Origin of the sequence: Microbacterium sp. MYb45 (assembly GCF_002979655.1) — a bacterium.
Taxonomy (GTDB): Bacteria; Actinomycetota; Actinomycetes; order Actinomycetales; family Microbacteriaceae; genus Microbacterium.
The window spans coordinates 396,934-421,764 of sequence record NZ_PCPG01000001.1 but is presented as its reverse complement, the minus strand read 5'-3'; the positions used below and the strand labels follow the sequence as shown (position 1 = coordinate 421,764).

The 24,831-nt window shown below is 68.8% G+C and carries 21 protein-coding genes; 8 read left to right on the top strand and 13 right to left on the bottom strand.

What is annotated here, in order from left to right:
- Positions 1-12: 12 nt before the first annotated feature.
- Together CQ034_RS01980 and CQ034_RS01975 are read right to left on the bottom strand one after the other, a co-directional pair.
- A complete protein-coding gene (locus CQ034_RS01980; RefSeq protein ID WP_029263674.1) occupies positions 13-783 on the bottom strand; it encodes an isocitrate lyase/phosphoenolpyruvate mutase family protein in 771 nt (256 codons plus the stop codon).
- Positions 784-831: 48 nt separating this feature from the next.
- A complete protein-coding gene (locus CQ034_RS01975; RefSeq protein ID WP_105710328.1) occupies positions 832-1,887 on the bottom strand; it encodes a zinc-dependent alcohol dehydrogenase family protein in 1,056 nt (351 codons plus the stop codon).
- Positions 1,888-1,995: 108 nt separating this feature from the next.
- Between CQ034_RS01975 and CQ034_RS01970 the strand changes: the two genes are divergently transcribed.
- The gene (locus CQ034_RS01970; RefSeq protein WP_105709749.1) at positions 1,996-3,411 is read left to right on the top strand and encodes an RNB domain-containing ribonuclease; all 1,416 of its coding nucleotides are present in this window, start codon (positions 1,996-1,998) and stop codon (positions 3,409-3,411) included.
- 58 nt (positions 3,412-3,469) lie between these two features.
- Here the strand turns inward: CQ034_RS01970 and CQ034_RS01965 are convergent, their stop codons facing one another.
- Both CQ034_RS01965 and ispG read right to left on the bottom strand, forming a co-directional pair.
- Positions 3,470-4,336: a hypothetical protein gene (locus CQ034_RS01965; protein ID WP_105709748.1), complete on the bottom strand. Its 867-nt coding sequence runs from the start codon at positions 4,334-4,336 to the stop codon at positions 3,470-3,472.
- A gap of 15 nt (positions 4,337-4,351) precedes the next feature.
- Positions 4,352-5,503, bottom strand: a complete 1,152-nt coding sequence (ispG, locus tag CQ034_RS01960) for a flavodoxin-dependent (E)-4-hydroxy-3-methylbut-2-enyl-diphosphate synthase (RefSeq protein WP_181156187.1) — start codon at positions 5,501-5,503, stop codon at positions 4,352-4,354.
- Between the two features lie 60 nt (positions 5,504-5,563).
- Between ispG and CQ034_RS01955 the strand changes: the two genes are divergently transcribed.
- On the top strand, positions 5,564-6,190 hold the full coding sequence (locus CQ034_RS01955; RefSeq protein WP_105709747.1) for a pyroglutamyl-peptidase I: 627 nt from the start codon (positions 5,564-5,566) through the stop codon (positions 6,188-6,190).
- A 171-nt stretch (positions 6,191-6,361) separates the two neighbouring features.
- Positions 6,362-8,245, top strand: coding sequence for a chorismate-binding protein (locus CQ034_RS01950; protein ID WP_105709746.1), 1,884 nt, complete (start codon positions 6,362-6,364; stop codon positions 8,243-8,245).
- 4 nt (positions 8,246-8,249) lie between these two features.
- On the opposite strand, the gene CQ034_RS01945 is transcribed toward CQ034_RS01950, so the two are convergent.
- The 4 genes from CQ034_RS01945 to CQ034_RS01930 all read right to left on the bottom strand — a co-directional run bounded on the left by CQ034_RS01945 (position 8,250) and on the right by CQ034_RS01930 (position 13,337).
- Positions 8,250-10,985 carry a DUF4135 domain-containing protein gene (locus CQ034_RS01945; RefSeq protein WP_105709745.1) on the bottom strand — a complete coding sequence of 912 codons (2,736 nt, stop codon included), beginning with the start codon at positions 10,983-10,985 and terminating at the stop codon, positions 8,250-8,252.
- 6 nt (positions 10,986-10,991) lie between these two features.
- Positions 10,992-11,285 carry a hypothetical protein gene (locus CQ034_RS01940; RefSeq protein WP_029263682.1) on the bottom strand — a complete coding sequence of 98 codons (294 nt, stop codon included), beginning with the start codon at positions 11,283-11,285 and terminating at the stop codon, positions 10,992-10,994.
- An 81-nt stretch (positions 11,286-11,366) separates the two neighbouring features.
- Positions 11,367-11,951: a GNAT family N-acetyltransferase gene (locus tag CQ034_RS01935; RefSeq protein ID WP_105709744.1), complete on the bottom strand. Its 585-nt coding sequence runs from the start codon at positions 11,949-11,951 to the stop codon at positions 11,367-11,369.
- A 72-nt stretch (positions 11,952-12,023) separates the two neighbouring features.
- The gene (locus CQ034_RS01930; RefSeq protein ID WP_029263684.1) at positions 12,024-13,337 is read right to left on the bottom strand and encodes an RIP metalloprotease; all 1,314 of its coding nucleotides are present in this window, start codon (positions 13,335-13,337) and stop codon (positions 12,024-12,026) included.
- Between the two features lie 65 nt (positions 13,338-13,402).
- Here CQ034_RS01930 and CQ034_RS01925 point away from each other — a divergent pair, with 65 nt between their 5' ends.
- From CQ034_RS01925 to CQ034_RS01915, 3 genes are all read left to right on the top strand, one after another.
- Positions 13,403-13,987: a hypothetical protein gene (locus CQ034_RS01925; RefSeq protein ID WP_105709743.1), complete on the top strand. Its 585-nt coding sequence runs from the start codon at positions 13,403-13,405 to the stop codon at positions 13,985-13,987.
- A gap of 124 nt (positions 13,988-14,111) precedes the next feature.
- Positions 14,112-14,786 (top strand): YcnI family protein, encoded by a 675-nt coding sequence (locus CQ034_RS01920; protein WP_105709742.1) that lies wholly within the window; start codon positions 14,112-14,114, stop codon positions 14,784-14,786.
- A 93-nt stretch (positions 14,787-14,879) separates the two neighbouring features.
- Positions 14,880-16,502, top strand: coding sequence for a Mur ligase family protein (locus CQ034_RS01915; protein WP_181156186.1), 1,623 nt, complete (start codon positions 14,880-14,882; stop codon positions 16,500-16,502).
- Positions 16,503-16,543: 41 nt separating this feature from the next.
- Here CQ034_RS01915 and dxr read toward each other — a convergent pair whose 3' ends face one another.
- Both dxr and CQ034_RS01905 read right to left on the bottom strand, forming a co-directional pair.
- Positions 16,544-17,626 (bottom strand): 1-deoxy-D-xylulose-5-phosphate reductoisomerase, encoded by a 1,083-nt coding sequence (dxr, locus tag CQ034_RS01910; protein ID WP_105709740.1) that lies wholly within the window; start codon positions 17,624-17,626, stop codon positions 16,544-16,546.
- Between the two features lie 37 nt (positions 17,627-17,663).
- A complete protein-coding gene (locus CQ034_RS01905; protein WP_105709739.1) occupies positions 17,664-18,620 on the bottom strand; it encodes an FKBP-type peptidyl-prolyl cis-trans isomerase in 957 nt (318 codons plus the stop codon).
- A 123-nt stretch (positions 18,621-18,743) separates the two neighbouring features.
- On the opposite strand from CQ034_RS01905, the gene CQ034_RS01900 reads away from it, so the two are divergent.
- Entirely contained in the window at positions 18,744-19,544 is an 801-nt protein-coding gene (locus tag CQ034_RS01900) for a 1-acyl-sn-glycerol-3-phosphate acyltransferase (protein WP_105710327.1), read from the top strand.
- 18 nt (positions 19,545-19,562) lie between these two features.
- Here the strand turns inward: CQ034_RS01900 and CQ034_RS01895 are convergent, their stop codons facing one another.
- Entirely contained in the window at positions 19,563-20,054 is a 492-nt protein-coding gene (locus CQ034_RS01895; protein WP_105709738.1) for an OsmC family protein, read from the bottom strand.
- A gap of 67 nt (positions 20,055-20,121) precedes the next feature.
- Here CQ034_RS01895 and CQ034_RS01890 point away from each other — a divergent pair, with 67 nt between their 5' ends.
- Positions 20,122-21,117 (top strand): asparaginase, encoded by a 996-nt coding sequence (locus tag CQ034_RS01890; RefSeq protein WP_105709737.1) that lies wholly within the window; start codon positions 20,122-20,124, stop codon positions 21,115-21,117.
- Between the two features lie 55 nt (positions 21,118-21,172).
- Here the strand turns inward: CQ034_RS01890 and CQ034_RS01885 are convergent, their stop codons facing one another.
- Together CQ034_RS01885 and CQ034_RS01880 are read right to left on the bottom strand one after the other, a co-directional pair.
- Positions 21,173-23,911, bottom strand: a complete 2,739-nt coding sequence (locus CQ034_RS01885; protein WP_181156185.1) for an FtsK/SpoIIIE domain-containing protein — start codon at positions 23,909-23,911, stop codon at positions 21,173-21,175.
- A gap of 57 nt (positions 23,912-23,968) precedes the next feature.
- Positions 23,969-24,766 (bottom strand): PP2C family serine/threonine-protein phosphatase, encoded by a 798-nt coding sequence (locus CQ034_RS01880; RefSeq protein WP_105709735.1) that lies wholly within the window; start codon positions 24,764-24,766, stop codon positions 23,969-23,971.
- Between the last annotated feature and the right edge of the window lie 65 nt (positions 24,767-24,831).

Below are 24,831 nucleotides of genomic sequence, written 5' to 3'. Positions count from 1 at the left end.
TCTTCGACGCCGTCAGTTGAGCGCGGGCAGGTTCGCGGGCACGACGCCGCCGGCGTACAGGTCGGCCGCGAGCTCCTGGAGTGCGGTGAGCGCGACCCGCTGCGGAAGCGGACCGTAGGAGATCCGGGCGACACCGAGCTTCTCGTACTCCGACGCGGCGAGGGCGCCGGGGATGCCGATCACGCTGACCTTGCGCTCCCCGATGCCCTCGACGAGCTGACGGGTGACGTTCATGTCGAGGATGCCGGGGACGAACACGGCCGTCGCCCCGGCATCGAGGTAGGCGCGCCCGCGCTGGATCGCGTCGGCGATGCTCTCCGGGACCGAGCGTGCACCGGCGCGGACGAAGGCATCCGTCCGCGCATTGAGCGCGAAGGGCACGCCCTCGGCCTCGGCCGCTTTGACGATCGCCGCGACGGCGGCGACGGATTCATCCAGCGGCTTGAGACGGTCTTCGACGTTCGCGCCCACGACGCCGGCCCCGATGGCGAGGCGCGTGGTCTCGCCCGCGTCGCCGTAGCCGTCGTCGAGGTCAGCCGTGACCGGGACCTGGACGGCGGCAGCGATCCGCCCCACCATGTCGATCATGATCTCGCGGGGGGTCGCGCCGTCGTCGTAACCGAACGATGCGGCGATGCCGTGCCCCGCGGTGGCGAGTGCCTTCGTCTCCGGGAGGGCGGCGACCGCCCGCGCGGACACGACATCCCACACGTTCACGACGCGGAGGATCTCCGGAGCGTCATAGAGTCCGACAAGGGTCTGGGCCTTGGATGCAGTCGTCATGATTACACGCTAACGCGGGACACGGACGGTCGGGCCGACTTCGATGCATCAGGCGTTGAGTACCACCTTGAGCGCCTTGGTCTCCGCCGCACGGCTGAACGTGTCGTACGCACTCTCGATGTCGTCGAGCGCGAAGAGGTGGCTGACGAAGCCGCTCGGATCGATGCGCTGCTCCGCGACGAGTTTCGTCAGCATCCGCGCGGTGTTCGCGTTGACGAGTCCTGTCGTGATCGTGAGGTTCTGAATCCACAGCCGGTCCAGCGGGAATTCCACCGGCGCACCGTGAACGCCGACGTTGGCCACGTGGCCACCCGGCCGCACCATCTCGACCGCCATCTCCCACGTCCGGGGAATCCCCACCGCTTCGATGGCGACGTCGACTCCGAGTCCGTCGGTGAGCGCCATCACCTGTTCACGCCAGTCGCTGTCCGAGGAGACCACCGCGTGCGTGGCGCCGAACTGCAGCGCGAGCTCCGCACGATTGGCGTCGAGATCGATCGCGATGACCTTGCTCGGCCCGTAGAGCTGGGCCGTCATGACCGCGGCGAGGCCGACCGGACCGGCGCCGACGACGGCGACGACATCGCCTGCTTTGACCCCGCCGTACTGCACGCCGATCTCGTGTCCGGTCGGCAGGATGTCACTGAGGAGCACGGCCGTCTCGGGAGCGAGCCCTTCAGGGAGCCGGTGCAGAGACGTCTCCGCGAACGGCACTCTCACGAACTCCGCCTGAGTACCGTCGATGAGGTGCCCGAGGATCCAGCCGATCCCCGGTGCGCCTTCGCTCGCAAGGCAGTGCGACTGCAGACCGGCGACGCAGAATTCGCACTTTCCGCAGGCACTGATGCAGGAGATGATCACGCGGTCGCCCACCGCCAGTCCGGTGACGGCGTCGCCGACCTCCGTGATGACACCCACTCCCTCATGCCCCAGGATGCGCCCGTCGGTGACGTCGGGAACGTCGCCCTTCAGGATGTGGAGATCGGTCCCGCAGATCGTCGTGCTCTCGATGCGGACGATCGCGTCGGTCCCCGCCAGGATCTTCGGATCCGGAACTTCCTCCCATGCCTTCTGACCGGGACCGCGGAAAACAAGTGCCTTCATGAGCTTCTCCTTCATCGAGGATTTCCTGGATCTTCTCCAGTAACATTTTACCATCTGAGGGGCAGTCGTGTCCGGACTGATGGCCGGTACGCCGCCTAGTGTGGACCCATGCCGCAGCGCCGATCGCATGTGTCCACGTCCGCCGCTCAGACCGAGCTCGCCACGGCCCTCGCCGTCCTGCGGGAAGCTGCCGAGGCATCGCTCGGATTCCCGCCCGCGGTGCTCGCCGAAGCGGATTCGGCCACCGCGCCTCAGCCGACGCTGGATCTTCGGGACCTCTCGTTCGCGACTCTGGACCCGGAGGGCTCGCGCGATCTGGATCAGGCGTTCCAGCTGGAGCGCACCGCATCGGGCTACACCGTTCGATACGCGATCGCAGACGTTCCCGCGTTCGTCGTCCCCGACGGAGCAGTGGATGCCGAAGCTCGTCGTCGCGGGCAGACCCTGTATGCGGCGGATGGCAGAATCCCCTTGCATCCCCCCGTCCTCAGCGAGGATCGCGCATCACTCCTCGCCGGGGTCGACCGCCCGGCGTTGGTCTGGACCTTCTCTCTCGACCCCACGGGTGCGGTGACCGGGTTCCGGCTCGAACGCGCCCTGATCCGCTCTCGCGCGCAACTCGACTACGAGAGCACGCAGCGGTCACTGGATCGGGGCGAAGACGGACCGGCGTCGCTGCTGCCCGAGATCGGCGCTCTTCGCATCGAGCAGGAGCGACTGCGGGGCGGGGCGAGCCTCAACCTCCCCGACGAGGAGGTCGTGCGCGCCCCGGATGGCACGTATGCGATCGAACGCCGCAGCCCCCTCCCCGTCGAGGAGTGGAACGCCCAGCTCTCACTCATGACCGGGATGGCGGCGGCGTCCCTCATGCTCGATGCCGGGATCGGAATCCTTCGCACGATGCCGGAACCGGATGCCGAGGCCTTCGACACCTTCCGGCACCAGACCGAGGCCCTCGGGCGGTCGTGGACGACGGGCACGTACGGCGAGTACCTTCGCGGGCTCGATCGCCGTGACCCGATCACTCTCCCGGTCCTCGAAGCGGCGGCATCCCTGTTCCGGGGAGCCGGCTATCGAGTGTTCGACGGAGCCGTTCCGCAGGACGCCGTACAGGCGGCGATCGCGGCCCCGTACGCCCACGCCACCGCTCCCCTGCGCCGACTCGTCGACCGCTGGACGCTGACGATCTGCCTCGCGGTCTCGAACGGCGAACCGGTACCCGGCTGGGTGCGTGACTCGCTCGACGAGCTCCCCGCTCTCATGCAGGAGTCCAGCCAACGGGCATCCCGGTTGAACTCGGCCACGATCAACACCGTCGAGGCCGCGCTGCTCACTCCGCTGGCCGGGACGACGATCGAGGCGACCGTGATCGCGCTGCGCGGCGAGCGTGCGACGATCCAGATCGCGGAACCGGCCGTCACGGCGACAGCACCCGTTCCCCCCGGCGCGAAGCCGGGCGACGTCGTGCGGCTTCGCGTCACCCGTGCGGACATCGCCGCGGGAGAGGTGGAGTTCGCTCTGTGACGCCGCCGCCGGGGCCGTGCACCCGCGCTCCGGTGCGGATCGATTTCGTGCGCTGAGGTCAGCCGGCAGGGGTCGCCGTCGTCGTCATCACGAGCAGCTGGGGGTCCGTCAGATCGAGCGACACCGAGATCGACGAAAACTCGGACAGCGACCCCACATGGGTGCCACCGCACAGGATCACGGCCTCACCTTCGGGGAGCTCGCAGTGCCAGCGACGGCGATCGACGATCGTCGGCCCCTCCGTCTCGACCCGGCTGGTGGCCCCTGCGGCGATCCACCCGGTGAGCTGAGCGTTGATCCGCTGCTCCCGGTCGGCGAGAGTCGCCGCGAAGGTCTCGGTGTCGAAGCCCGCACGGCGAAGGCTCTTGCCGAGACGGTACTCATCGACCGCGCCGTCCTCGTGGATGCGACTGGACTGATTGGCGCGCCCCTCGAAGTCCGGATTCCCGAGCGCGTCCGCACCCGGATCCTTCCGCCACAGGTCGGCGACAGCGAGATCCAGAGCAAGAGAGGCGAGATGGCAAGCCGTGTGGCCGCGGCTGAGTCCTTCACGCCGAGAGCCGTCGACGCTCAGCCGCACACGGGAGCCTTCGGCCAACCATGCGGGAGCCGCGCCGTCGATGCGGTGAGCGACGAGCCAGGTCCACCCCTCGGTACCGCGCTTGACGGGGATGTCGCTCCCGACGGCGAACTCGCTCTCGTCGGAGACCGCAGCCATCAGCGCCTCGACGACCGGAACCGTCTCATCTCCCGCGGCGATCGCGCCGGCATCACCCGGCTGGTCGGGCCAGGTGTGGTCGACGGGGTGGAACGGCGTCGCATCGACGACGACGACCGTCCCGTCGGGGCCGCTCTCCACCCGGGTGACCATGCCCTCCCCTGTGGTGGCGCCGCCGGCGAAGGACACGATGGTGGGCGTCGACATGGATCTCCTCTGCGGTCAGACCGCGACGACCTGAGCGGTGCCGAGAGGCGCTTCGGGCCCCATCTCGGCAGCGATCCGGTTCGCCTCTTCGATCAGGGTCGCGACGATGTCCGCCTCCGGAACGGTCTTGATGACCTCGCCCTTGACGAAGATCTGCCCCTTGCCGTTGCCGGACGCCACGCCGAGGTCAGCTTCCCGAGCCTCACCGGGTCCGTTCACGACGCATCCCATGACAGCCACGCGCAGCGGCACCGTCATATCTTTGAGCCCCTCGGTGACGTCCTCGGCGAGCGTGTACACGTCGACCTGGGCACGACCGCACGAGGGGCACGAGACGATCTCGAGCTTGCGCTCGCGCAGGTTGAGCGACTGCAGGATCTGGTGTCCGACCTTGACCTCCTCCGCGGGAGGAGCAGACAGGGACACGCGGATGGTGTCGCCGATGCCCTCGCCGAGCAGGATGCCGAAGGCCGTCGCGCTCTTGATCGTCCCCTGGAATGCCGGGCCGGCCTCGGTCACGCCGAGATGCAGAGGCCAGTCGCCACGCTCGGCGAGCTGACGATAGGCCTTCACCATCACGATCGGGTCGTTGTGCTTGACCGAGATCTTGAAGTCGTGGAAGTCGTGCTCCTCGAACAGCGACGCCTCCCAGACAGCGCTCTCGACGAGTGCTTCGGCGGTCGCCTTGCCGTGCTTGGCGAGGATCCGACGGTCCAGGGAACCGGCGTTCACTCCGATTCGCAGCGAGACGCCCGCGGCTTTGGCGGCTGCCGCGATCTTGCCGACGTTGCCGTCGAACTCCCGGATGTTTCCCGGGTTTACACGAACGGCGCCACAACCGGCGTCGATCGCGGTGTAGATGTAGCGCGGCTGGAAGTGGATGTCGGCGATCACCGGGATCTGGCTCTTCATCGCGATGATCTTCAGGGCGTCCGCATCGTCTTGGTGCGGCACGGCGACACGAACGATCTCGCAGCCGGATGCCGTGAGTTCGGCGATCTGCTGCAGCGTCCCGTTGATGTCGGTCGTCTTCGTGGTCGTCATCGACTGCACGCTGACGGGAGCGTTGCCGCCCACGAGCACCTTGCCCACTTTGATCTGCCGAGACTTCCGGCGGGGGGCGAGGACTTCGGGGATCTTCGGCATTCCGAGGTTCACTGCTGGCACCCCTCAAGCCTACGCCGCCAGGATGCGAGTGGGCTGGACGGACGCACCTACGCTGGAGGGATGGCGGTCGTTCTTCTCACGGGCTTCGAGCCCTTCGACGGCGCGGCGCGCAACCCCTCGGCCGATGCCGTGAACACCGTCGCCGCCGACTACGACGGTCCGCACGAGCTCATCGTCGCGACACTGCCGGTCGCGTTCGAATCCTCCGCGCGACGCCTCCGCGCGCTGATCGACCGGCACTCCCCCGACGCCGTCATCGCCACCGGGCTCGCCGGCGGACGTCCACAGATCGCGGTGGAGCGCATCGGCGTGAACCTGATGGACGCGCGCATCCCCGACAACGACGGCGCCCAGCCCCTCGATGCGCCCTGCGAACCCGATGGTCCCGCCGCCCGCTTCGCGACGCTTCCGGTCAAGCACCTGGTCCGGGTCCTGACCACACACGGGCTGCCGGCACAGCTCTCGCTGTCGGCGGGTTCCTACGTGTGCAATCACGTGCTCTACACCGCACTGGGCGCTGTCCCGGCCGGCACGGTGACAGGATTCGTCCATCTTCCATGGTCGACAGGCACCGCCCCGGCGGGTGCCCCGCATCTTGCCGATGAGGAGTTGGCACGTGCGGTGCGCCTCGTCGTGGATCATGCCCTCGATGCGGAGGTCGAGGAGCCCGGCGGAAGCATCTGGTGACGTCATCGCGCCGAAGCCGGCATCGGCGATGTGGTAGTTTCGGCCCCATGCTCGCGAACTTCACCTGGTGGCCCGCCTTCTAGGCGGTGTGTTCGCGTTCCCACGAATCCAGACCGCCTCCCGGGCGGTTTTTTCGTTGCGCCGAGCCGGAGCCTTGCACAGGAGACATCGATGACCCTCTCACGACTCGCCGAGCTCACCGCCGACCCGGCAGCATCCTTCGTGTTGATCGCCCGCGACGGCGCCGACACCGTCGAACTGCTCAGCGGCGACGTGGTGGATGTCGACCTGCTCGCCGACATCCCGCTCACGATCGACGGAACCTCCCGCGAGATCTTCGCCATGGTTCCCTATCGTCAGGTGCGCGAACGCGGATTCGTCGCCCAGGACGACGGCGCTCCGCTGCGATGCGTGATCGTCGACGAGCATCTCCACCTGCCGACGTCGCAGCTCCTCGCCGCGCTCCCGACCGCTCCCGTGCCGCTGCACGACGACGGGTTCGACATCGCGGATGCGGAGTACGCGGCGATCGTCGAGAAGGTCATCGCGGAGGAGATCGGTCGCGGCGAGGGCGCGAACTTCGTCATCCGGCGCGACTTCACCGCGGACATCGACATGGACGACCGGACGGCGGCGCTGACCTGGTTCCGCGCCCTGCTCACGCACGAACGCGGGGCGTACTGGACGTTCGCCGTCTTCACCCCCGGCCACATCGCCGTCGGCGCGAGCCCCGAGGCGCATGTCGTCGCCCGCGAGGGCGTCGTCACGATGAATCCGATCTCCGGGACGTTCCGTCACCCCGCAGGCGGGGCCACCAAAGAGACCCTGATCGACTTCCTCGCCTCCACCAAGGAGACCGAGGAGCTGTTCATGGTCGTGGATGAAGAGCTGAAGATGATGAGCGCCGTGTGCTCCGACGGTGGACGGATCACCGGTCCGCACCTGAAGGAGATGTCGCGGCTCACGCACACCGAGTACATGCTGCGCGGACGCAGCACCCTGGACCCGCGCGACATCCTGCGCGAGACGATGTTCGCACCGACCGTGACCGGATCCCCGATGCAGAACGCCTGCGCCGTGATCCGACGCCACGAACGGAAGCCTCGCGGCTATTACTCGGGCGTCGCCGCACTGTTCACCCCGAACGCCGACGGCGGACACGACCTCGATGCGCCGATCCTGATCCGCACCGTGTACCTGCAGGACGGGGAGCTCAGTGTGCCCGTCGGTGCCACCCTGGTTCGTCACTCCGATCCGCAGGGAGAGGTCTCCGAGACCCATGGAAAGGCCGCAGGGGTGCTGGGTGCGATCGGTGCCATCGACCGGGACCGCGTGGCCGAGGCACGCAGCGATGCCGATGCGCCGGCCGAGGAGCGTGCTCTCGCCGATGATCCCCAGGTCGCCGCGCTGCTCTCTTCACGCAATGCGCGCCTCGCCGAATTCTGGCTGAACCCGCAGGGCGAGGAGTTCACCGGCCCGTTCGTCGGACGCACCGCACTGGTCGTGGACGCGGAAGACCGGTTCACGACCATGCTCGCCCATCAACTCCGTCACCTCGGTCTCACCGTGACCATCGCCGGATGGAGCGAGGTGCAGGATGCCGACCTCGATGCCGCCGACCTCGTCGTCGCGGGCCCGGGCCCCGGGGATCCCCGGGATCTGCAGAACCGCCGGATCGCCAGGATGCGCGACGTGGTCGCCCGTCGCCTCGATGCAGGAGCCCCGCTGCTGGCCGTGTGCCTCAGCCACCAGATCCTCGCCGACCGACTCGGGGTGGCGCTGACCCCGCTCGATGCCCCGCATCAGGGGCTGCAGAAGTCCGTCCCGGTGTTCGGGGAGAACGCCTCGATCGGCTTCTACAACACGTTCACCGCACGCGTCGCCCCCGAGACGACGACGGTCGGGCCGGCGGAGGTCTCGGCCGACGCCGCCTCCGGCGACGTGTTCGCTCTGCGCGGTGCCCACTTCGCCTCCGTACAGGGACATCTCGAGTCGATCCTCTCGCGCGACGGCATCCGCACGCTCGAGCGCCTCGTGTCGCACGCTTTCGCCTGAGCGGTCAGCCGACCTCGTACGACAGGGAGGCCAGCCGCACACTGGCTCGGTCGCGGTGCGCCGCGAGATAGAGAAGCTTGCCGGACAGCCCGGTGAACAGCCCGACCCTGCTCGCGTACGGCGGTTCGTCGACCTCACCGAGCGGATCGCGGATGAGCATCTCGAGCGCCTCACGACGCGTTCGATCGGCATCACGGCGTCCCCACCGGTCGATGTACGGCGCTGACTGCTGAACGATCGCACGGCCGAGGCTGCCGTGACAGAGAGACGTCCCCGTGAGAGGAGAACCCACCATCCTCTCGCGCAGTTCATCGATGCCCGACTCATGCCCCACCTGCAACCGTGACTCGATCTGGCCGGTCGCTCCCCAGCACCATGAACCGGAGAGCGCCTTCTGCGCCTGCTCCCTGTCCCCGGCAGCTTCCGCCTTGGCGAGGAGCGTCTGCTCGAGGTCGAAGCACTCGCTCACGAACGCACGCACGTCGGGATCGTCGCCCTCAGCGGCAAGAGCGAGCACGATCCCGGACATCCCGTGGGCGAGGCCCGGCTCGGCACGCCCCTTCCTCAGCGTCGTGGCGACGATCTCGACCAGCCGGTCGCGAGCCGCCGAGCCGAGTCGCGACAACGGAGCTGCGCCGCGAATCGCCCCGAGACGCTCTGCAGCGAGCATCACACCGGCGGCGCCGTTGAGATGATCGGGGGAAGCCATGCTCGGAGACAGGCCGTCCAGTGCCACACACACGACGCCCAGCCGGTCGAGCGTCTCCGCGTCGTCGCGCAACCGGGCGGCCTCCCCCAACGCGAGCGCCGCGCCGAGTGGGCCCTCACCCAGTCCGAGCGAGAGCACTTCATCCGTCGATCGTGCCCGGCTCTCGACGAATCTCTCCAGCGCGCGCAGCAGCGAGGCGCTCGTCAGACGATAGAGATCATCGGCCCGATGACTCTCCAGACCCGCAGCACCGGCGGCGAGGACGATCCCCGCCAGTCCGTCGTAGACGCCGTTCCGCGTCACGAAGATCTCGTGGCGACTCGGAGAGTGCTGAATCGACGAGATCCACCACACATGATCGCCCGTCCGCTGCGCGGTCGCACGGAGCCGGTCGACGATCTGCTCGATCATCGGAACCGGGCTCGGCATCCGTCGCACGTCCTGCGGCACGGTCCGGGGTGTCGAGTCCACGGTCCAATCCGGATCCTCGAGGCCCAGCTCGAGACTCCGTCGCAGCAGGTGGGTCTGACCGGGCACCGCGCCCCGGTCCGTGAGGGCGAGGAAGCGCTCGGTCCACAGGCCGAGTACGTCGCGTCCGGTCCCCAGGGCGTTCCCCGTGCCCGACTCGAGGCGACCTCGCCCGACATCGACTTCGAACACGGGCACGCAGCCGTCATCGAGCTGCCGTGCCTCCTCCTGCAGGATCCACGCGACCTCTGCGCTCGAAGGCGAGGCCCCGGCCGTTCGCTCGCCGTGCGGCGCCTTCACCTGGAGCAGACTGACGAACGACGCCGTGGAGCGCGTGAGGATCCGGCACCTCCGGTCGTCCCGCCGTGCGACGGCGGTGATGATGCGCTCCTGCACGTCCGGATCGCTCAGACGAGCCGACGCGTCGCCGAAGCCCTCCTCGAGATCGGCGACATGATCGGCGAACGGGGCGCGGGTCGAGCCGATGTGGGGCTGACTCCCGAACACCTGAGGCTCGAGCAGCCGCTCGTACGATGTGCGCAGTACTCCGTCTCGGCGGGTGATCCTCCGTACCTGCGCCTGCCGCGCAGGGTCGGCGAACGCACCGAGGGCACTCGCGTCGTACGGATCGGCGTCCTCGAAGCGTTTGCCCCAGTTGGGGACGAGGAGCGTCGTGAGGAGGCTGGGGGCGTTTCGGGCGAAGTACCCGTCGTCGGCCGGCGACGAGGAGGACAGCCCGGAACCGAACGCGCACTCCGCGTCGATGACGTACGGCGCACCCCGCGCGCACTTCACGTTCTCGTAGTGGAGGTCCTGCATGCCGAGGGCGCTCGCGACCGCGATCAGTGCACCGAATCGTCGGTAGTAGACGGCACGCTCCCGGTCTGTCTCCACGTTCTCGAAGACGATGTACTCCTGCCAGCCGTGCGTCCCGCGATCGAGAGTCCGCGGGATCCTCGGCGGATCGGGCAGCTCCAGGATGCCGAGGATCTCGTCGATGAGCACATCCGGTGCGAGCGAGCGCGGCTTGTACACCAGCACCGGGCGTCCCTCGGCATAGATGCCGAGGACCGCTCCGCGCGGATGCACGTCTCCGAGGACCTTCAGGTGGCTCACGGAGGCGAGCAACTCCGCTGCCCAGGTTCCCGACGCGAGTTCGGCACGGAGATCGTCGACGAACAGGCGCGCAGCGCGGCGGAAGACGGTTCCGAGCCGCTCCGCTCTCGGAACGAGATCGCCGAGATCCATCAACTCCGCCCAGCGGTGCCCGGACTCGGCGAACTCCTCCCACATCTCACGGCCGTCGTCAGGGATGGAACGTCCACTCACCCGCTCGTACTCATCCTGCGCAGCAAGCGAGAGAAGCGTCGTCGCCTGCGAAACGAACGAGCTCGCGAACGCGCCCACCAATGCGCCCTCCGCAAGGACGTCACATGTGCGCTCGAGCTCGGACAGCTCCTCGCACAGGTCGCTCACCTGCGACCAGATCAGCAGGACGGGCCAGTTATGGCGTTCCGAGTCCCCGATGTCCTCGACCCACGCCGCGGGGGTTGGGCCTGGCATCCGGCGCTAGGCGCGCCAGCCGAACGTCACCGGGGCAGCGGGTTCCGCTGCGAATGTCGGACCGACGGCGCAATTGCACACCGTGTTGTTCTGGCAGGTGGGCCCCATGATCGTCGTGCACATCTGGGGGTTGTTGGTCTCGGTGGCGGACACGGTCGTGTCGATCGCCTCGGTGTCACGGCCGACCAAACTGCGGAAGATGGCCTCGTCGATCGTCTCCCGCCCCGACGAGATGTCGTTCGAGGCTGCGGAGTCCGACGCTTCGCGAACAGCGATCCTGAGATCAGCGATACTCGTCATTTCGTCTCTCCTTCGTTTCGACTGACTGTGCGGCAACTGCGCCGCTCTTCCCTGCCACGGTACGCAGGCACCCGCCGAGAGTCAACGAAGCGCACTGCCCTCGGCGGTCTCGTCCCGCTTCGTCTGCGTGGCGCGGCCGGCCTCCCACTCCTCGCGGAGGATGGCGTAGATCACCACGTCATTCCAGCGCCCGTCGCGCCACTGCGCGCTTCTCACGATTCCCTCCCGCGACATACCGCCAGGACGGGCCGAGGGGTTCTTCGGTGCTGCCGCCGCCGCCGTCGCCGCCTCGATCCGGTGGGTGGCGGTCGTCGAGAACAGGTAGTCGATGAGCAGCACCAAACCACTCGACGCCGCGCGCGTGCGGCGGTGCTCCGGAAGCACGAGGAGACCGATCCCCCAGCCCCGATGACGAGGAGAGCCACCGTAGTCGTACCCGGGAAACCAACTCACCTGGCCGATCGTCGCGCGATCACGCACCAGACGCATCCGACCGCCGTCCGGCGTGATCATCCCCAGCCCCGGGCTCTGCGGCCCGAACGGCGGCACCTGGGTGTAGCCGAAGCCGAACCAGTTGTTGGGCTGCCAGGCCTCGGGGTCACGAAGACGCTCCGCCATCTCCGCTTCGGACTGGGGGTCGTATGGTCGCAGTGAGTATCCGTGCATGGGTGCCTCCAGGGAGCGTTCGGTCGATCCACGCTTCACTCTGCCACCCATGACGCCGATCACGGCGACCGGCTACTGGAACAGGGACACCGGCTTCACGATGTCGGCGATCAGGAGGAGCGCACCCATCGCGATGAGCACCACCGAGACGACCACCGTGAGAGGCACGAGGCTCGTGGCGTCCACCGGCGCCGGAGGCGGTCGACGGAAGATCTTCGCCCAAATCCTGCGGATGCCGTCCCAGAGCGCGACGACGATGTGGCCGCCGTCGAGGGGAAGCAGCGGTATCAGGTTGAAGACGAACAGCGCGATGTTGAGCATGCCCAGCAAACTCAGGAGGCCCGCCCATCGATCCAGGACGGGCGCATCCACGGAGGCGACCTCTCCGGCGAGTCGGCCGACGCCCACGACGCTCAGCGGACCGTTCGGGTCACGGTCCGCGCCCGCGAACACCGATGCGCCGATGTCCCACAGGCGCGCCGGGAGGTTGAGGATCATGGTCGCCACGCGTCCGGCGGAATCGACCGCCATCTCCGGTCCGGCCGAGAGCGGCTGCTGGATGTAGCCCATCTGGGAGTACATGCCCGCGTAGCCGACCTCCTTCACCACCGGGTCGCCGTTCTCGTCCTGCAGCGGCCGGCCGCTGGCGTCCGTGATCGTGCGTTCGGCGGCGATGGGAGTCAGGCTCAGCGACTCGTCGGAGCCGTCGCGGCGCACGACGACATCCAGCACTTCGCCCGGCGAGGCCTGAATGATGGCGGTCGCATCGGCGAACGTCGACACCGGCTGTCCGTCGACGGAGAGGATCACGTCGCCGGGCTGCACTCCGGCCTCGGCAGCCGGAGACTCAGGGTCGTCAGGCGAGCACTCGGTGGCCGTGGACGCGGAAGGCACCACGCACTCACTCACCGCGGATATCGTCGTGGTGCCCTGCTGGAGGCCGATCCCTGAAAGCAGGATCGTGAAGATCACGGTCGCGAGCAGCAGGTTCATCACCGGCCCGCCGAGCATCACGATCACTCGCTTCCACACCGGCAGGCGGTAGAAGACGCGATCCTCCGCGCCGTCGGCGATGGTCTCGTCGTTGGCGGATCGGGCGTCCTGGATGAGCGACCGGAAGAGACCGGATGCGGGGCCCGAACTCTTCGAGGGCGGGTACATCCCGGACATCGAGATGAAGCCACCCAGCGGCAGCATCTTGAATCCGTACTCGGTCTCGCCGATGCGCTTCGACCACAGACGCGGTCCGAAACCGATCATGTACTGGCCGACGCGCACGCCGAAGAGCTTCGCGGGGACGAGATGGCCGACCTCGTGCAGACCGATCGAAAGGCCGAGGCCGATCAGCATGAAGAGGATGCCGCCCAGATAGAGCAGGAATTCCACGTGCCAACGCTACTGCCCCCAGCTAGGAATCCGCCCGACGACGCGGGCGCGGCTAGGGTGGAACCGTGAATGCCCGGCAGCTGCGACTCGTACGCGCCGCCGCCGTCTCATCCGTCGCGACACTGCTCGCCGCGCTCTCGCACACGTTCGGTGGCGGTGCCGCACCGCATCCGCTGCTGATCCTCGCGGTCGCGACCCTGCTCACACCGTTCTCGGCCCTGCTCGTGGGGACCAGACAGTCACGCGTTCGCGTGGCATCCGCTGTCTTCGTGGCGCAGGCCGCGTTTCATATGCTGTTCCAGGCACTCGGATCGCCGACCGGCGCCGACACGCTCGGCGGCGTCGGCCACACCCACCACCTGAATCTCGATCTGCTCGGGCCCGCGACATCGGAGACATCCCTCAGCACGACGATGCTGCTCGCGCACCTCGCCGCCGCCGTGCTCACCACTGTGCTGGTCTGGCACGGGGAGACGCTCTTGGGGAGCATCGTGCGGTGGGTCGAGGCGATGTTCCGGCGCGCCGCCGCAGGCGCGCCCGCTCAACACCGCCGACCGCCCCGCCTGCGCTCCACTCTCCTGCCTTCGTTCGATGCCGCCGTCGCGGCTGCTGTGCCCCGTCGCGGGCCTCCTGCGCTCATCCGCGACTGATCCACACGGATCCGTCGCACCGGAGTCGGCCGCTGTCCAGGCGGAACAACCCCCTCGCCGGGTGCGCCGTCGTCGCGCGCCCGCTTTTTCGAGCATCAGCTTTTCGAGCACCAGGAGATTCTTCATGTCCCGTACCACCCGTACCCGCACCCACCGCGCAGCCCTCGCCACCGCCGGCATCCTCAGTGGTGCCGTCCTCGCCCTCGCCGTCCCGACGATGGCGGGCGCGCACGTCGGCGTCAGCCCCGATGAACTCGCCGCCGGAGACCATGGCGTACTCACCTTCTCGTTCTCGCACGGATGCGACAACTCCCCCACCACGGCCCTCCGCATCACGATGCCGGACGGACTCGCCTCCGTGGCGCCGACGATGGACGGCGACTGGAACATCGCGGTCGAGCGCGGTGACGACGGCCTCGTGAGCGCAGTCACCTACACCGCGCTGACGCCCGTTCCCACCGACCTCCGTGGAGCGGTGAGCATGTCCGTGGGGCTCGACGAGAGCACCCCGGAGACGCTGGCCTTCCCCGTCGTGCAGGAGTGCGTCGACGGCGCGACCGAGTGGACCCAGCTCGCCGAGAAGGGTGAGGACCCCCACAGCCTGGACGCACCGGCACCGGTGGTCTCCGTCACCGACGCCGCGACCGATGGGCACGGTGACCATGGCTCCGCTGGATCGGCAGACGAGGCAGCGACGACGACGACCGATCCGCTGGGGATCGCGCTCGGAGCCGGCGGACTCGTCGCCGGGATCGCAGCACTGATCGTCGCCGTCCTCGCCTACCGTCGCCGCGCCTGACGCCGTCCGACTCCTTGCGCTCCCCCACGCGGGCGCGCAAGGAGTCGTGCCGCAGAGGTGTTCACCGTGCCGTCGTGAGATCATGGATCCGACATGTCGATTGAACAACAACCGAGCCTGCCTCCCGTGCTCCGCCCCGCGAACCCGCCCCGGCGTGAGCTGTCCGAACTCGCTTCCCGTTTCGCCCGCAGTGTGCGCGGCGACATCGACGGGATCGCCCTCTCCGGCATCACCCTCGCCACCGCGGATCTTCGCCCGGGCGAGGCCTTCGTCGCGATCAGGGGCGTCAACAGGCACGGTGCGGATTTCGCCGTCGCCGCTGCCGAGAAGGGCGCCGTCGCCGTCATCACCGACGAGCCCGGCGCTGCGATCGCCGAAGCAGCGGGACTGCCGATCCTCGTGGTCGACGACCCGAGGGCGGTCCTCGGCGACCTGAGCGCCTGGGTGTACGGCACCGGCGCAGATGACCCGCTTCCGCTGCTGTTCGCCACGACGGGAACGAACGGGAAGACCAGCGTCTCCCACCTGCTCGAGGGCATGCTCGACCAGATCGGCGTCGTCACCGGGCTCTCATCGACCGCCGAACGCCACATCGCCGGTGAGGTCATCGTCTCCCGGCTGACGACCCCCGAGGCCTCCGAGATGCACGCACTCCTGGCCCTGATGCGCGAGCGCCAGGTCGAGGCCGTGGCGGTCGAGGTCAGCGCTCAGGCTCTGTCGCGCCACCGTGTCGACGGCATCCGATTCGACGTCGCCGGCTTCACCAACCTCAGCCACGACCACCTCGACGACTACGCCGACATGGAGGAGTACTTCGAGGCGAAGCTCCCGCTCTTCCGGCCGGACCGCGCCAAGCGCGGCGTCATCTGCCTCGATTCGCCGTCCGGCGCGATCGTGGTCGACCGCTCCGAGATCCCCGTCGTGACGGTGGGGACGCCCTCGATCGCCGCCGACCCCGAGGCGGCGGCCGCCGCGGACTGGGTCGTCGTCATCGACGACGAGCGTGCGGCGGGCACCACTTTCACGATGACCGGCCCGGCAGGCTCCCTCACGACCACGGTCCCGGTGATCGGTCCGCACATGGCCGCGAACGCCGCGCTCGCGATCGTGATGCTCCTCGAGGGCGGCTACGACTGGCAGCGCATCGTCGATGCTCTCGCCCGCGATGAAGGCATCCGCGCCTATCTCCCCGGCCGTACCCAGCTGGTGTCCGGGGAACGCGGGCCTGCGGTGTTCGTCGATTTCGGCCACTCCCCCGACGCGTTCGAGAAGACGCTCGCCGCTGTGCGCCGCGTGACACCGGGCAAGGTGCTGATGCTCTTCGGCGCCGACGGCGACCGCGACGCGAGCAAGCGGTTCGACATGGCTCGCACCGCGGTCGAGGGCAGTGACATCCTCGTCGTCACCGACCATCACCCGCGCTTCGAGGATCCGGCCTCCATCCGGGCGACGCTGATCGAAGGTGCACGCAAGGCACGACCGGATGCCGAGATCCACGAGGCCTCGCCGCCCGAGAACGCGATCATCACCGCGGTCGCGCTCGTGGGCGACGGCGACGCCATCCTCTGGGCAGGCCCGGGCCACCAGGACTACCGCGACATCCGCGGGGTACGCACGCCGTACTCGGCGCGCGAGCTGGCACGCAGGGCTCTGCGCGCCGCAGGCTGGCCGGTTCCCGAACCCCGCTGGCCCGTCCCGTACCCCGACGAAGACTGACCCTGTGGGCCGGGGCGGCAGACGCACGCTCCGGCGTGGCCTCAGCTCGCCGCGATCATCCGATCTGCGGTCGTGCGCGCCCAGGACTCGGCCGCGGCCAGAGTCTCGACGGTGAGCGCGTCGGGTGCGTCATGGGCGTCGACGACGCGCGCGATCGTGTCGACGATGCCGAGGAACGACAGTCGACCCTCGTGGAAGGCGTCGACAGCCTGCTCGTTCGCCGCGTTGTAGACAGCGGGGAAAGTACCGCCCGCACGACCGACGGCCTTCGCGAGTGCGACCGAGGGGAAGGCCTCGCCGTCGAGCGGTTCGAACGTCCACGACGACGCCGTGGTCCAATCGAGCGGTCGTCCGACCCCTCCGACGCGGTGCGGCCAATCCAGCCCGAGCGAGATCGGGAGACGCATGTCGGGCGGTGAGGCCTGGGCGATCGTGGAGCCGTCGATGAACTCGACCATCGAGTGCACGATGGACTGCGGATGCACGACCACCTCGATGTCGTCGTAGGCGACATCGAACAGGAGGTGCGCCTCGATGACTTCGAGCCCCTTGTTCACGAGAGTGGCCGAATTCGTCGTGACCATGCGGCCCATGTCCCATGTCGGGTGCGCGAGGGCCTCCGCGGGGGTCACATCGGACAGCTCTGCACGCGTGCGACCACGGAACGGACCGCCGGATGCCGTCACGACGAGCCGGCGCACCTCGGCGTGAGTGCCGGCGAGCAGGGCCTGCGCCAGCGCCGAGTGCTCGGAGTCCACCGGGACGATCTGTCCAGGCGTGGCGGCGGCGAGAACCAGGTCCCCGCCGACGATCAGCGACTCCTTGTTCGCCAGGGCGAGCGTGCGTCCTGCCTTCAGCGCCGCGAGAGTCGAGCCGAGTCCGATCGAGCCGGTGATGGCGTTGAGCACGACATCGGCCTCGACATCGCGGACGAGCTGCTCGGCCTCGTCCGCACCGAGCGCCGTGTCCTCGATCTGGAACTGCGCGGCCTGCTCACCCAGCATCTCGGCGTTCGAGCCGGCGGCGAGGCCGACCAGTTCGAACCGACGGGGATTGGCGCGGATGACATCCAACGCCTGGGTGCCGATGGAGCCGGTGGAGCCGAGGACGATGATGCGACGCATGACGCCAGCCTAGGACACGCCCTCGACGCCGCCGCTGCTACTGCTGGACCGGGGTGGTGGCGAGGATGTCGACGACGAAGACGAGGCTCTCCTTCTGGAGCTCGTGTCCCTCGCTGGCGCCGTAGCCGTCCGACGGCGGCATCACGACGACGACCTGAGAGCCGACCTTCTGTCCCTCGAGCGCCTTCTGGAAGCCCGCGACCACACCCGTGGTCTGGAACTGAGTCGGCGCGGCGTCGCGGCTCCAGCTGGAGTCGAACTCCTTGCCGTCCGACCACTTGACGCCGAGGTACTGCACGACCACGAGGTCGCCGGAGCCGACCGTGGGTCCGTCGCCCTGCTTGAGGACGGCGACCTTCGTCTCGGTCGGTGCATCTCCGTCGGGGATCTTGACGGAGGGCTTGCCATTGTCATCGAGCTTGACGGTCGGCATGCCCGGGGTCGGGTCGACGTCCTTGCCGGTCGCCACCTCGGGGAGCTGCTCGACAGCCTCGGCGTACACGACCACGCTGCTCGCGCCCTCGCCGAGAGCGCTGCCGGGAAGGGCGAGCACTATGCGCGAGCCGACCGGCTCGCACTCGAGCGCGGCGACGAAGAGCGAGGACTGATTGGTGTCGAGAAGAACAGGCAGCACGCCCCCCTCACCACGGGCGGATGAGTCCAGCACCTTGTTCGTCGTCGCATCGACGATCTGGTACTCGACCGAGACCAGGTCGTTGACGAAGACATCGTCACCATCGCCGGCGGAGACGACCGTCCGTTCGACGCCCTCGAACGCGGCATCGGCCGGGACCGTGACCTTCGTGTCCGCTCCCTTGCCCTCGACGACCACGGCATCGGAGGTCTTCCCCGGCTGCGCGTCCAGCGCGCACGCACTCGACGCGGTCGGGCTCGGCGTACCGGAGCTCGACGGCGCGGAACTGCCGGAGCAGCCTGCGAGCAGCAGAGTCGCCGCGGCGACGGTGGACAGAACGATGAGCGGACGCTTGCGCACAGTGAGACCTCGGGATCGCGGGTGGGAACCTCCATCCTGCCGTATAGCCCTTTGCCCCCGCTGGGAGGCACGGCGCGACTCTTCATTCCCACGCCGGCATGGATCCGGGAGTAACCTGCTATGATGACCTCTGAGCAGTCCGTCGAGCCCGAATCCTCGTCACAAGAGGAATCCTCGTCGTCAGATGAGACTGCCAAGCCCCGTCACGCCGGGTTCGCCTACACACTCGGACGCAGTCTCATCACTCCGCTGGCGCGGCTCGTGTACCGGCCGAAGATCGAGGGCCGCGAGAACGTTCCGCTGACCGGGCCCGTCATCTTCGCCAGCAACCACCTGTCATTCATCGACTCGATCGCGATCCCGGTCGCCGCACCCCGGCCCGTGCACTTCCTCGCGAAGTCGACCTACTTCGAAGGCACCGGCTTCCAGGGCTGGATGAGCAAGACCTTCTTCGAGTCGATCGGTGCCATCCCTGTGCGCCGCGGTGCCGGCCAAGCGGCTCTGGATGCTCTCGACCTGCAGCGTCAGCTCCTCGACGAGGGACTCGCCGTCGCGCTCTACCCGGAGGGCACGCGCTCCACCGACGGCCGCCTCTACAAGGGGCGTACCGGGGTCGCGTTCCTCGCGCTCCAGACGGGCGCCCCCGTCGTGCCGGTCGGGCTGATCGGGACGGACAAGGTGATGCCGGTCGGGGCGAAGATGCCGACGCTCAAGGAGCGCATCACGGTCCGGTTCGGCGAGCCGCTGGATCTATCGCCGCACGGACCTGCGACCAGCGGGCGTGCGCGTCGCCTGGCGACCGACGAGATCATGGCAGCCATCCACGGTCTGTCCGGTCAGGAACTCGCCGGAGCCTACAACGAGGCTCCTGCGCAGGGCACGATCGAGAAGATCAAGCAGGCCCTGCCGCACGAGCGCCGTTGACGCCCGTGCCGCGCTGACTCACTCGGCGCGGACGGTCGCCTCGTGGCGCACCGGGAAGTTCATCGAGTTGGCGATGAAGCACCATTCGTTCGCCTGCGCGTGGGCGCGCTCGGCCGCCTCGATCATCGATGCGTCCGCGACGACGACCTCGGGCCGCAGCATCACCTCGACGAACGCCCCACCGCCCTTGCCGTCTTCGCGCATCATCCCGCTCGCGTCGTCGCGGTAGGAGACGACGACCACGCCGGCCGTCACGCACGCGTGCAGGTACGAGAGCAGGTGACACTCCGAGAGCGAGGCGAGCAGGAGATCTTCCGGATTCCATCGCGAGGGATCGCCGCGGAACGGCTTGTCCGCCGATGCGAGCAGCTCCGGCTTGCCGTCGACTTCGATGGTGACTTCGCGGCGGTAGTCCCGGTAGCCCGAGGTCCCGGTGCCGGTGTTTCCGGTCCAGACCGAGGTGAGCGCGTAGTGATGTTCGCCGAGGGCGCGGGGGGTCGACTCTGCCATGTCTTCAGTCTGCCAGGGGCCACCGACCCGAGGTGAGCGATGGCGTGCCCGGCGCTAGAGTTGACGGGTGCTGGAGACTCTCACCGTTCAGGATTCCGTGGAACTCGCCGTCGTCGAACGGAGTGGATTCGTCGAATCGCGTCACGCCGGCGCAGCGATCGTGCTCTCGTCCGATGGTGACATCGTCGCCCGCCACGGCAACCCCGACGCGTTGATCCTGCCCCGCTCGAGCCTCAAGCCCCTGCAGGCGGTGGCCTGCATCACGGCAGGTGCGGTGCTCGAGGGCGAACAGCTCGCGATCTCCACGGCGAGCCATGTCGGTACGGACCGGCACGCCTCCGTCGTTCGCGACATCCTCACCGAAGGGGGGCTGACTGAGGACGACCTGGCGTGCCCTGCGTCCTGGCCGACTGATTCGGCGACGCGCGATGACCTCGTCCGCGAGCACGGTGAGCCGACGCGCGTGCGGATGAACTGCTCCGGAAAGCATGCTGCGATGCTGCGTGCGTGCGTGGCGACGGGTTGGCCGACCGCCGGCTACCTCGACCCGTCGCATCCGCTGCAGGTGCACATTCGCGATGTCGTCGAGCGTCTCACGGGCGAGAAGGTCGCCCACACGGCGATCGACGGGTGCGGAGCCCCTGTCCACGCGATGACCCTCACCGCCCTCGCGCGAGGCATCCACCGCATCGGCACCGCCTCCGACCGCTCGCCCTTCGCCCTTCATCGCGTCGCCGGTTCGCTGGTGCGCGCGGTGCGGGAGAGCCCCTGGACGATCGAGGGGCCCGGCCGCCCCGACACGATCGCGATCGAGAAGCTCGGAGTCTTCACCAAGCACGGAGCCGAGGGCGTCATGGTGATGGTCGCCCCGAACGGCACGACCGTCGCGCTGAAGATGCTGGACGGCGCGACGCGCGCTTCGACGATCGTGGCAGCGACGCTCCTCGAGCGCGCAGGGGGCCTGAGCAGCACCGAGGTCACCACGCTGGCGGAGGCTCTTCCCCTCACGGTTTCAGGCGGCGGCTCGATCGTCGGTGCGATCCGTCCCGGCGCGGGTATCTGACGCACCCGTCTTTTCCGAGCTGAGCCCAGCCGAGTCCAGCCGAGACTCTCACTGCTCATCGCGGCCACAGTGCAGGAAGGACGACGCGACGCGGCGCTCCGGCACCACGGACGGACCAGGCTCGGCCGGCGTGGGTGCGCGCGTACGGCGGGAGTTCCCGCACGCCCGCGAGCTGACGGAGATCGGACTGCTGCTCGGCACGGATCAGCACTTCGCCCTCCCCTCGGATGCGCTGCCACAACGGCCAGTTGCGCTGCCACACCTCCGCGTCTCCCACGACCACACAAGAACGGTCGCGCTGTGTCGGCTCCGCCCCGGCAGCGATGACCTCGCACCCCGGATGCGCCGCACGCAGCATCTCTACGACCGAAGCAGCTCCGGCGCTGACGACGGCGGTGATCGCGCACGACGGCGCCCAGGCCGGAGGTGTGACGAGGGCCGGGGGAACCCCCGCGCCTTCCGGGACCCATGCCAGCTGCACCTCGCGGTCGCCGATGTGGGCACGCCCCGGGGAACGGTCGCGGATGAAGGACGAGGCCTCTCCCCCGGCCGCGAGATGCTCCACTCGGCTCGTCATCCGAAGCAGCGCTCGTCGCGGCAGAGCATCGATCAGTCGTCCCAGCGGGCCCGCCGCCCTTGTCGCCGCCAGCACGAAGGTCGTCTCCCCGCGGCCGCGGAGAAGCTGCTCCCACCGTTGCGTGTATTGCTGACCGTACTCGGGGGGAAGAGTCGAGAGCACCCCGTCGATGTCGTCGCCGAGGACGAGCGACGGCATCCGTTCACTCCCCACGGCCCACGCCGTGAGGAGGTCCCACGCCGCCTCGGGGTCGTTCGGCACCCACGCGGCATCAGGCCACTGCGCAGCCAGGGCCCGCAACGCGGTGGAGCGGCCCGACCCCGGCGCCCCCAGCAGCACGATTCCTCGATCCTGCCCACAGTGCAAAAGCTCGAGTGGCTGAGCTTGGCGGGCGGGTTCGTCGGCTCGCCCGAGCACGATGGCATCCGGACCCAGCGCGGCAGAAGCGACGAGGTCCGCGAGCGGGATCCGTGTGGGAAGCGCGGCGAGCCACGGGCTGCGGGGCGGATCGGCCGCCGCCCACTGCAGCCCCACCGCTCGCAGATCCGCGGGACTCGTCAGCGCGATGCGGATCGCCGACGGCTCGGGGTCGGCCGGACGGCGAACGAGAGCGAGACCCCGCGCTTCCGCGCCGCCGGGGAGTTCCGCCGCGGCGTCCGTTCCGATCATGAGCCTGCTGTCCGCGGCATCCCCGACCCGCAGACTGACTCGCAGCGGACAGTTGGCCGCCAGCGCATCCCTCACGACTCCGGCAGCGCGTTGTGTGCCGAGGATGAGGTGCATGCCCAGCGCCCGCCCCCGTGCGGCGACGTCGGTGAAGACAGCCCCCAGGTCGGGATGCTCCGCCAGCAGCGCCGCGAATTCATCGACGACGATGACCAACCGTGGCATCCCCACCTCTCGAACGTCGCGAGCACCGGCTTCGGCGAGAACGCCTTCCCGGCGGCGAAGCTCGGCGGTGAGACTGGAGACGCCTCGCCGGGCACCGCCCTCATCGAGATCCGTGATGACCGCTGCGACCTGCCGCAACCCGCGCAACGGCTCGAATGCTGTCCCCCCTTTGAAGTCCGCGAGCACGAATGTCACTCGGTCCGGCCCGTAGACCGCGGAGATGGCGGTGACCCAGCTGACCAGAAGCTCGCTCTTGCCGGTGCCCGTCGTTCCCGTCACGATGGCGTGAGGACCGTCTTCGACGATGTCGACGACCAGCTGTCCGTGCTCGTTCCGACCGATGGCGGCGGCCAGACCGCCGCCTGGTCGTGGCTGCTCCAGCTCGTGCAGAACGACGGAGTCGGGAAGCACATCGATCTCGCCGGCCGCCGACGCATGCTCGCGAGCGATGATCCCCGCTTGTGCGCGTGAGACGCACTCGACGGAGACGACGGCGGTGCCCTGAGGGGTGCGCAGCCGGGCACGTCCTGGTTCGATGATGTCGATCACCGTCGTGATCCCCGCCGGAACCTCGGCGTCGGCCGGCGCCAACCAGACCACGGCATCGGCATCCATCCGGATCGCGTCGCCCGACCCGATCCCGACCCGGAAGCCACCCCTGCGCGCGCGCCGCGCATGCGGCAGCGCGTCCAGCCCACACTCGCGGAGTTCAGCGCCCACGAGCGACAGCTGCGCCGCGCTGAAGCGAAGACTCAGTTGCAGCAGGAGCGCGCGCGCCGCGGCGACGATCACCGGCCGCGCGCCGCGCAGACACACTCCTCCGCCCAGCGGCACGACGATCGGGGCGTCGTCGAGCACTCCGCAACGGTCGCGGAACTCACGACCACGACCGTCTTCGCCCCCGCTGCACCGGATTCCGCTCGGCGCACTCCCGGCCCCCACCACGAGGGCGGTTGCGCTATCCGGCGACTCCGCTCCACGGAGAGGAGGCTGCAGGAGACTCGCCGCGGTATCGGGGTGGCGGAGCCACCGGGTCTCACGCTCCTCCCGGTGGCGGAGTACGAGTTCGGCCTCGGCCGCCGCCCAGTCCTGCTCGGACTGCGCAGCGCCGCGCCGACGTTCACGTCGCCGGTTGCGCGCCGCGTCCGCGAACGATGCCACGATCATCAACGGTCCCAGCGCGGCGAAGCACAGCGCGAACACGGATCCGGTGATCAGCCAGAGCACGACCCCTGCGGCTATCGGAACGATCGCCGCCATGAAAGGGAGTGGAGCACGGCGCAACGGCACCGGGGCCGACGGGAGCACGATCGGGAGGGGTTCCATGCGTCCAGTGGATCGCATGCCCTTCCGGAGAACGGCGCTGTCCACAGCGCCCCGCGGCTACTCCGTCGTGTCTTCGATTGGGGAGGACGAGTCGTCCTCGTCTTCAACCTGCACGATGATGAGTGTCACGTTGTCACGCCCGCCATTCTCCAACGCCGCGGCGAGCATGGCGTCCACACTGTGGCCCGGGTCGCGGTGCTCCCTGAGGAAGTGCTGGATCCCGTAATCGGTGAGCTCCTTGGTGAGCCCGTCGGAGCAGATGACGAATCGATCGCCGGCGCGCACGTCGATCGTCACGTAGTCCGGCGCCGTGAGCTCGCTCGCACCCACCGCCCTCGTGATCACGTTGCTGTATGGGTGCCCTTCGGCCTCCTCGGGACTGAGCTTGCCCGCCGTGATCAGCTCCTGCACGACCGAATGATCTGTCGTGACCTGGACGAGGCGGTCATCGCGAAGAAGGTAGACACGGGAATCCCCGATGTTCAGGGCCACCCACTGGGCTTGATCGCCCGTGATCGCGAAGAAGACGCCGGTGAGAGTGGTACCGGTGCCCTCGTCGGTCGTCTCGGGGTGGTCGGCGATGTCGCCCACCGCCTGTTCGAGCGCTTTCTCGATCGCAGGACCGTTGACATCGCCCGCGGAGACGACGGCTTGAAGCCGCTCTACCGTGCTGCGGCTCGCGATCTCTCCACCCGCGTGGCCGCCCATGCCGTCCGCGACGACGAACAGGGGGAACTCCGCCAGGAACGCATCCTGATTCGTCTCTCGACGACGACCGAGATCGGTGACCCCTGCCCAGGACAGCAGCAATGCGCGCTGCGCAACCGTGACGCGATGCGTCTTCGTCTCAGCCACGTGCTGCCTCCGATGGATCTGCGACGGGTCGGGCGTCCGCAGGATACTCACACATCGTAGTAGAA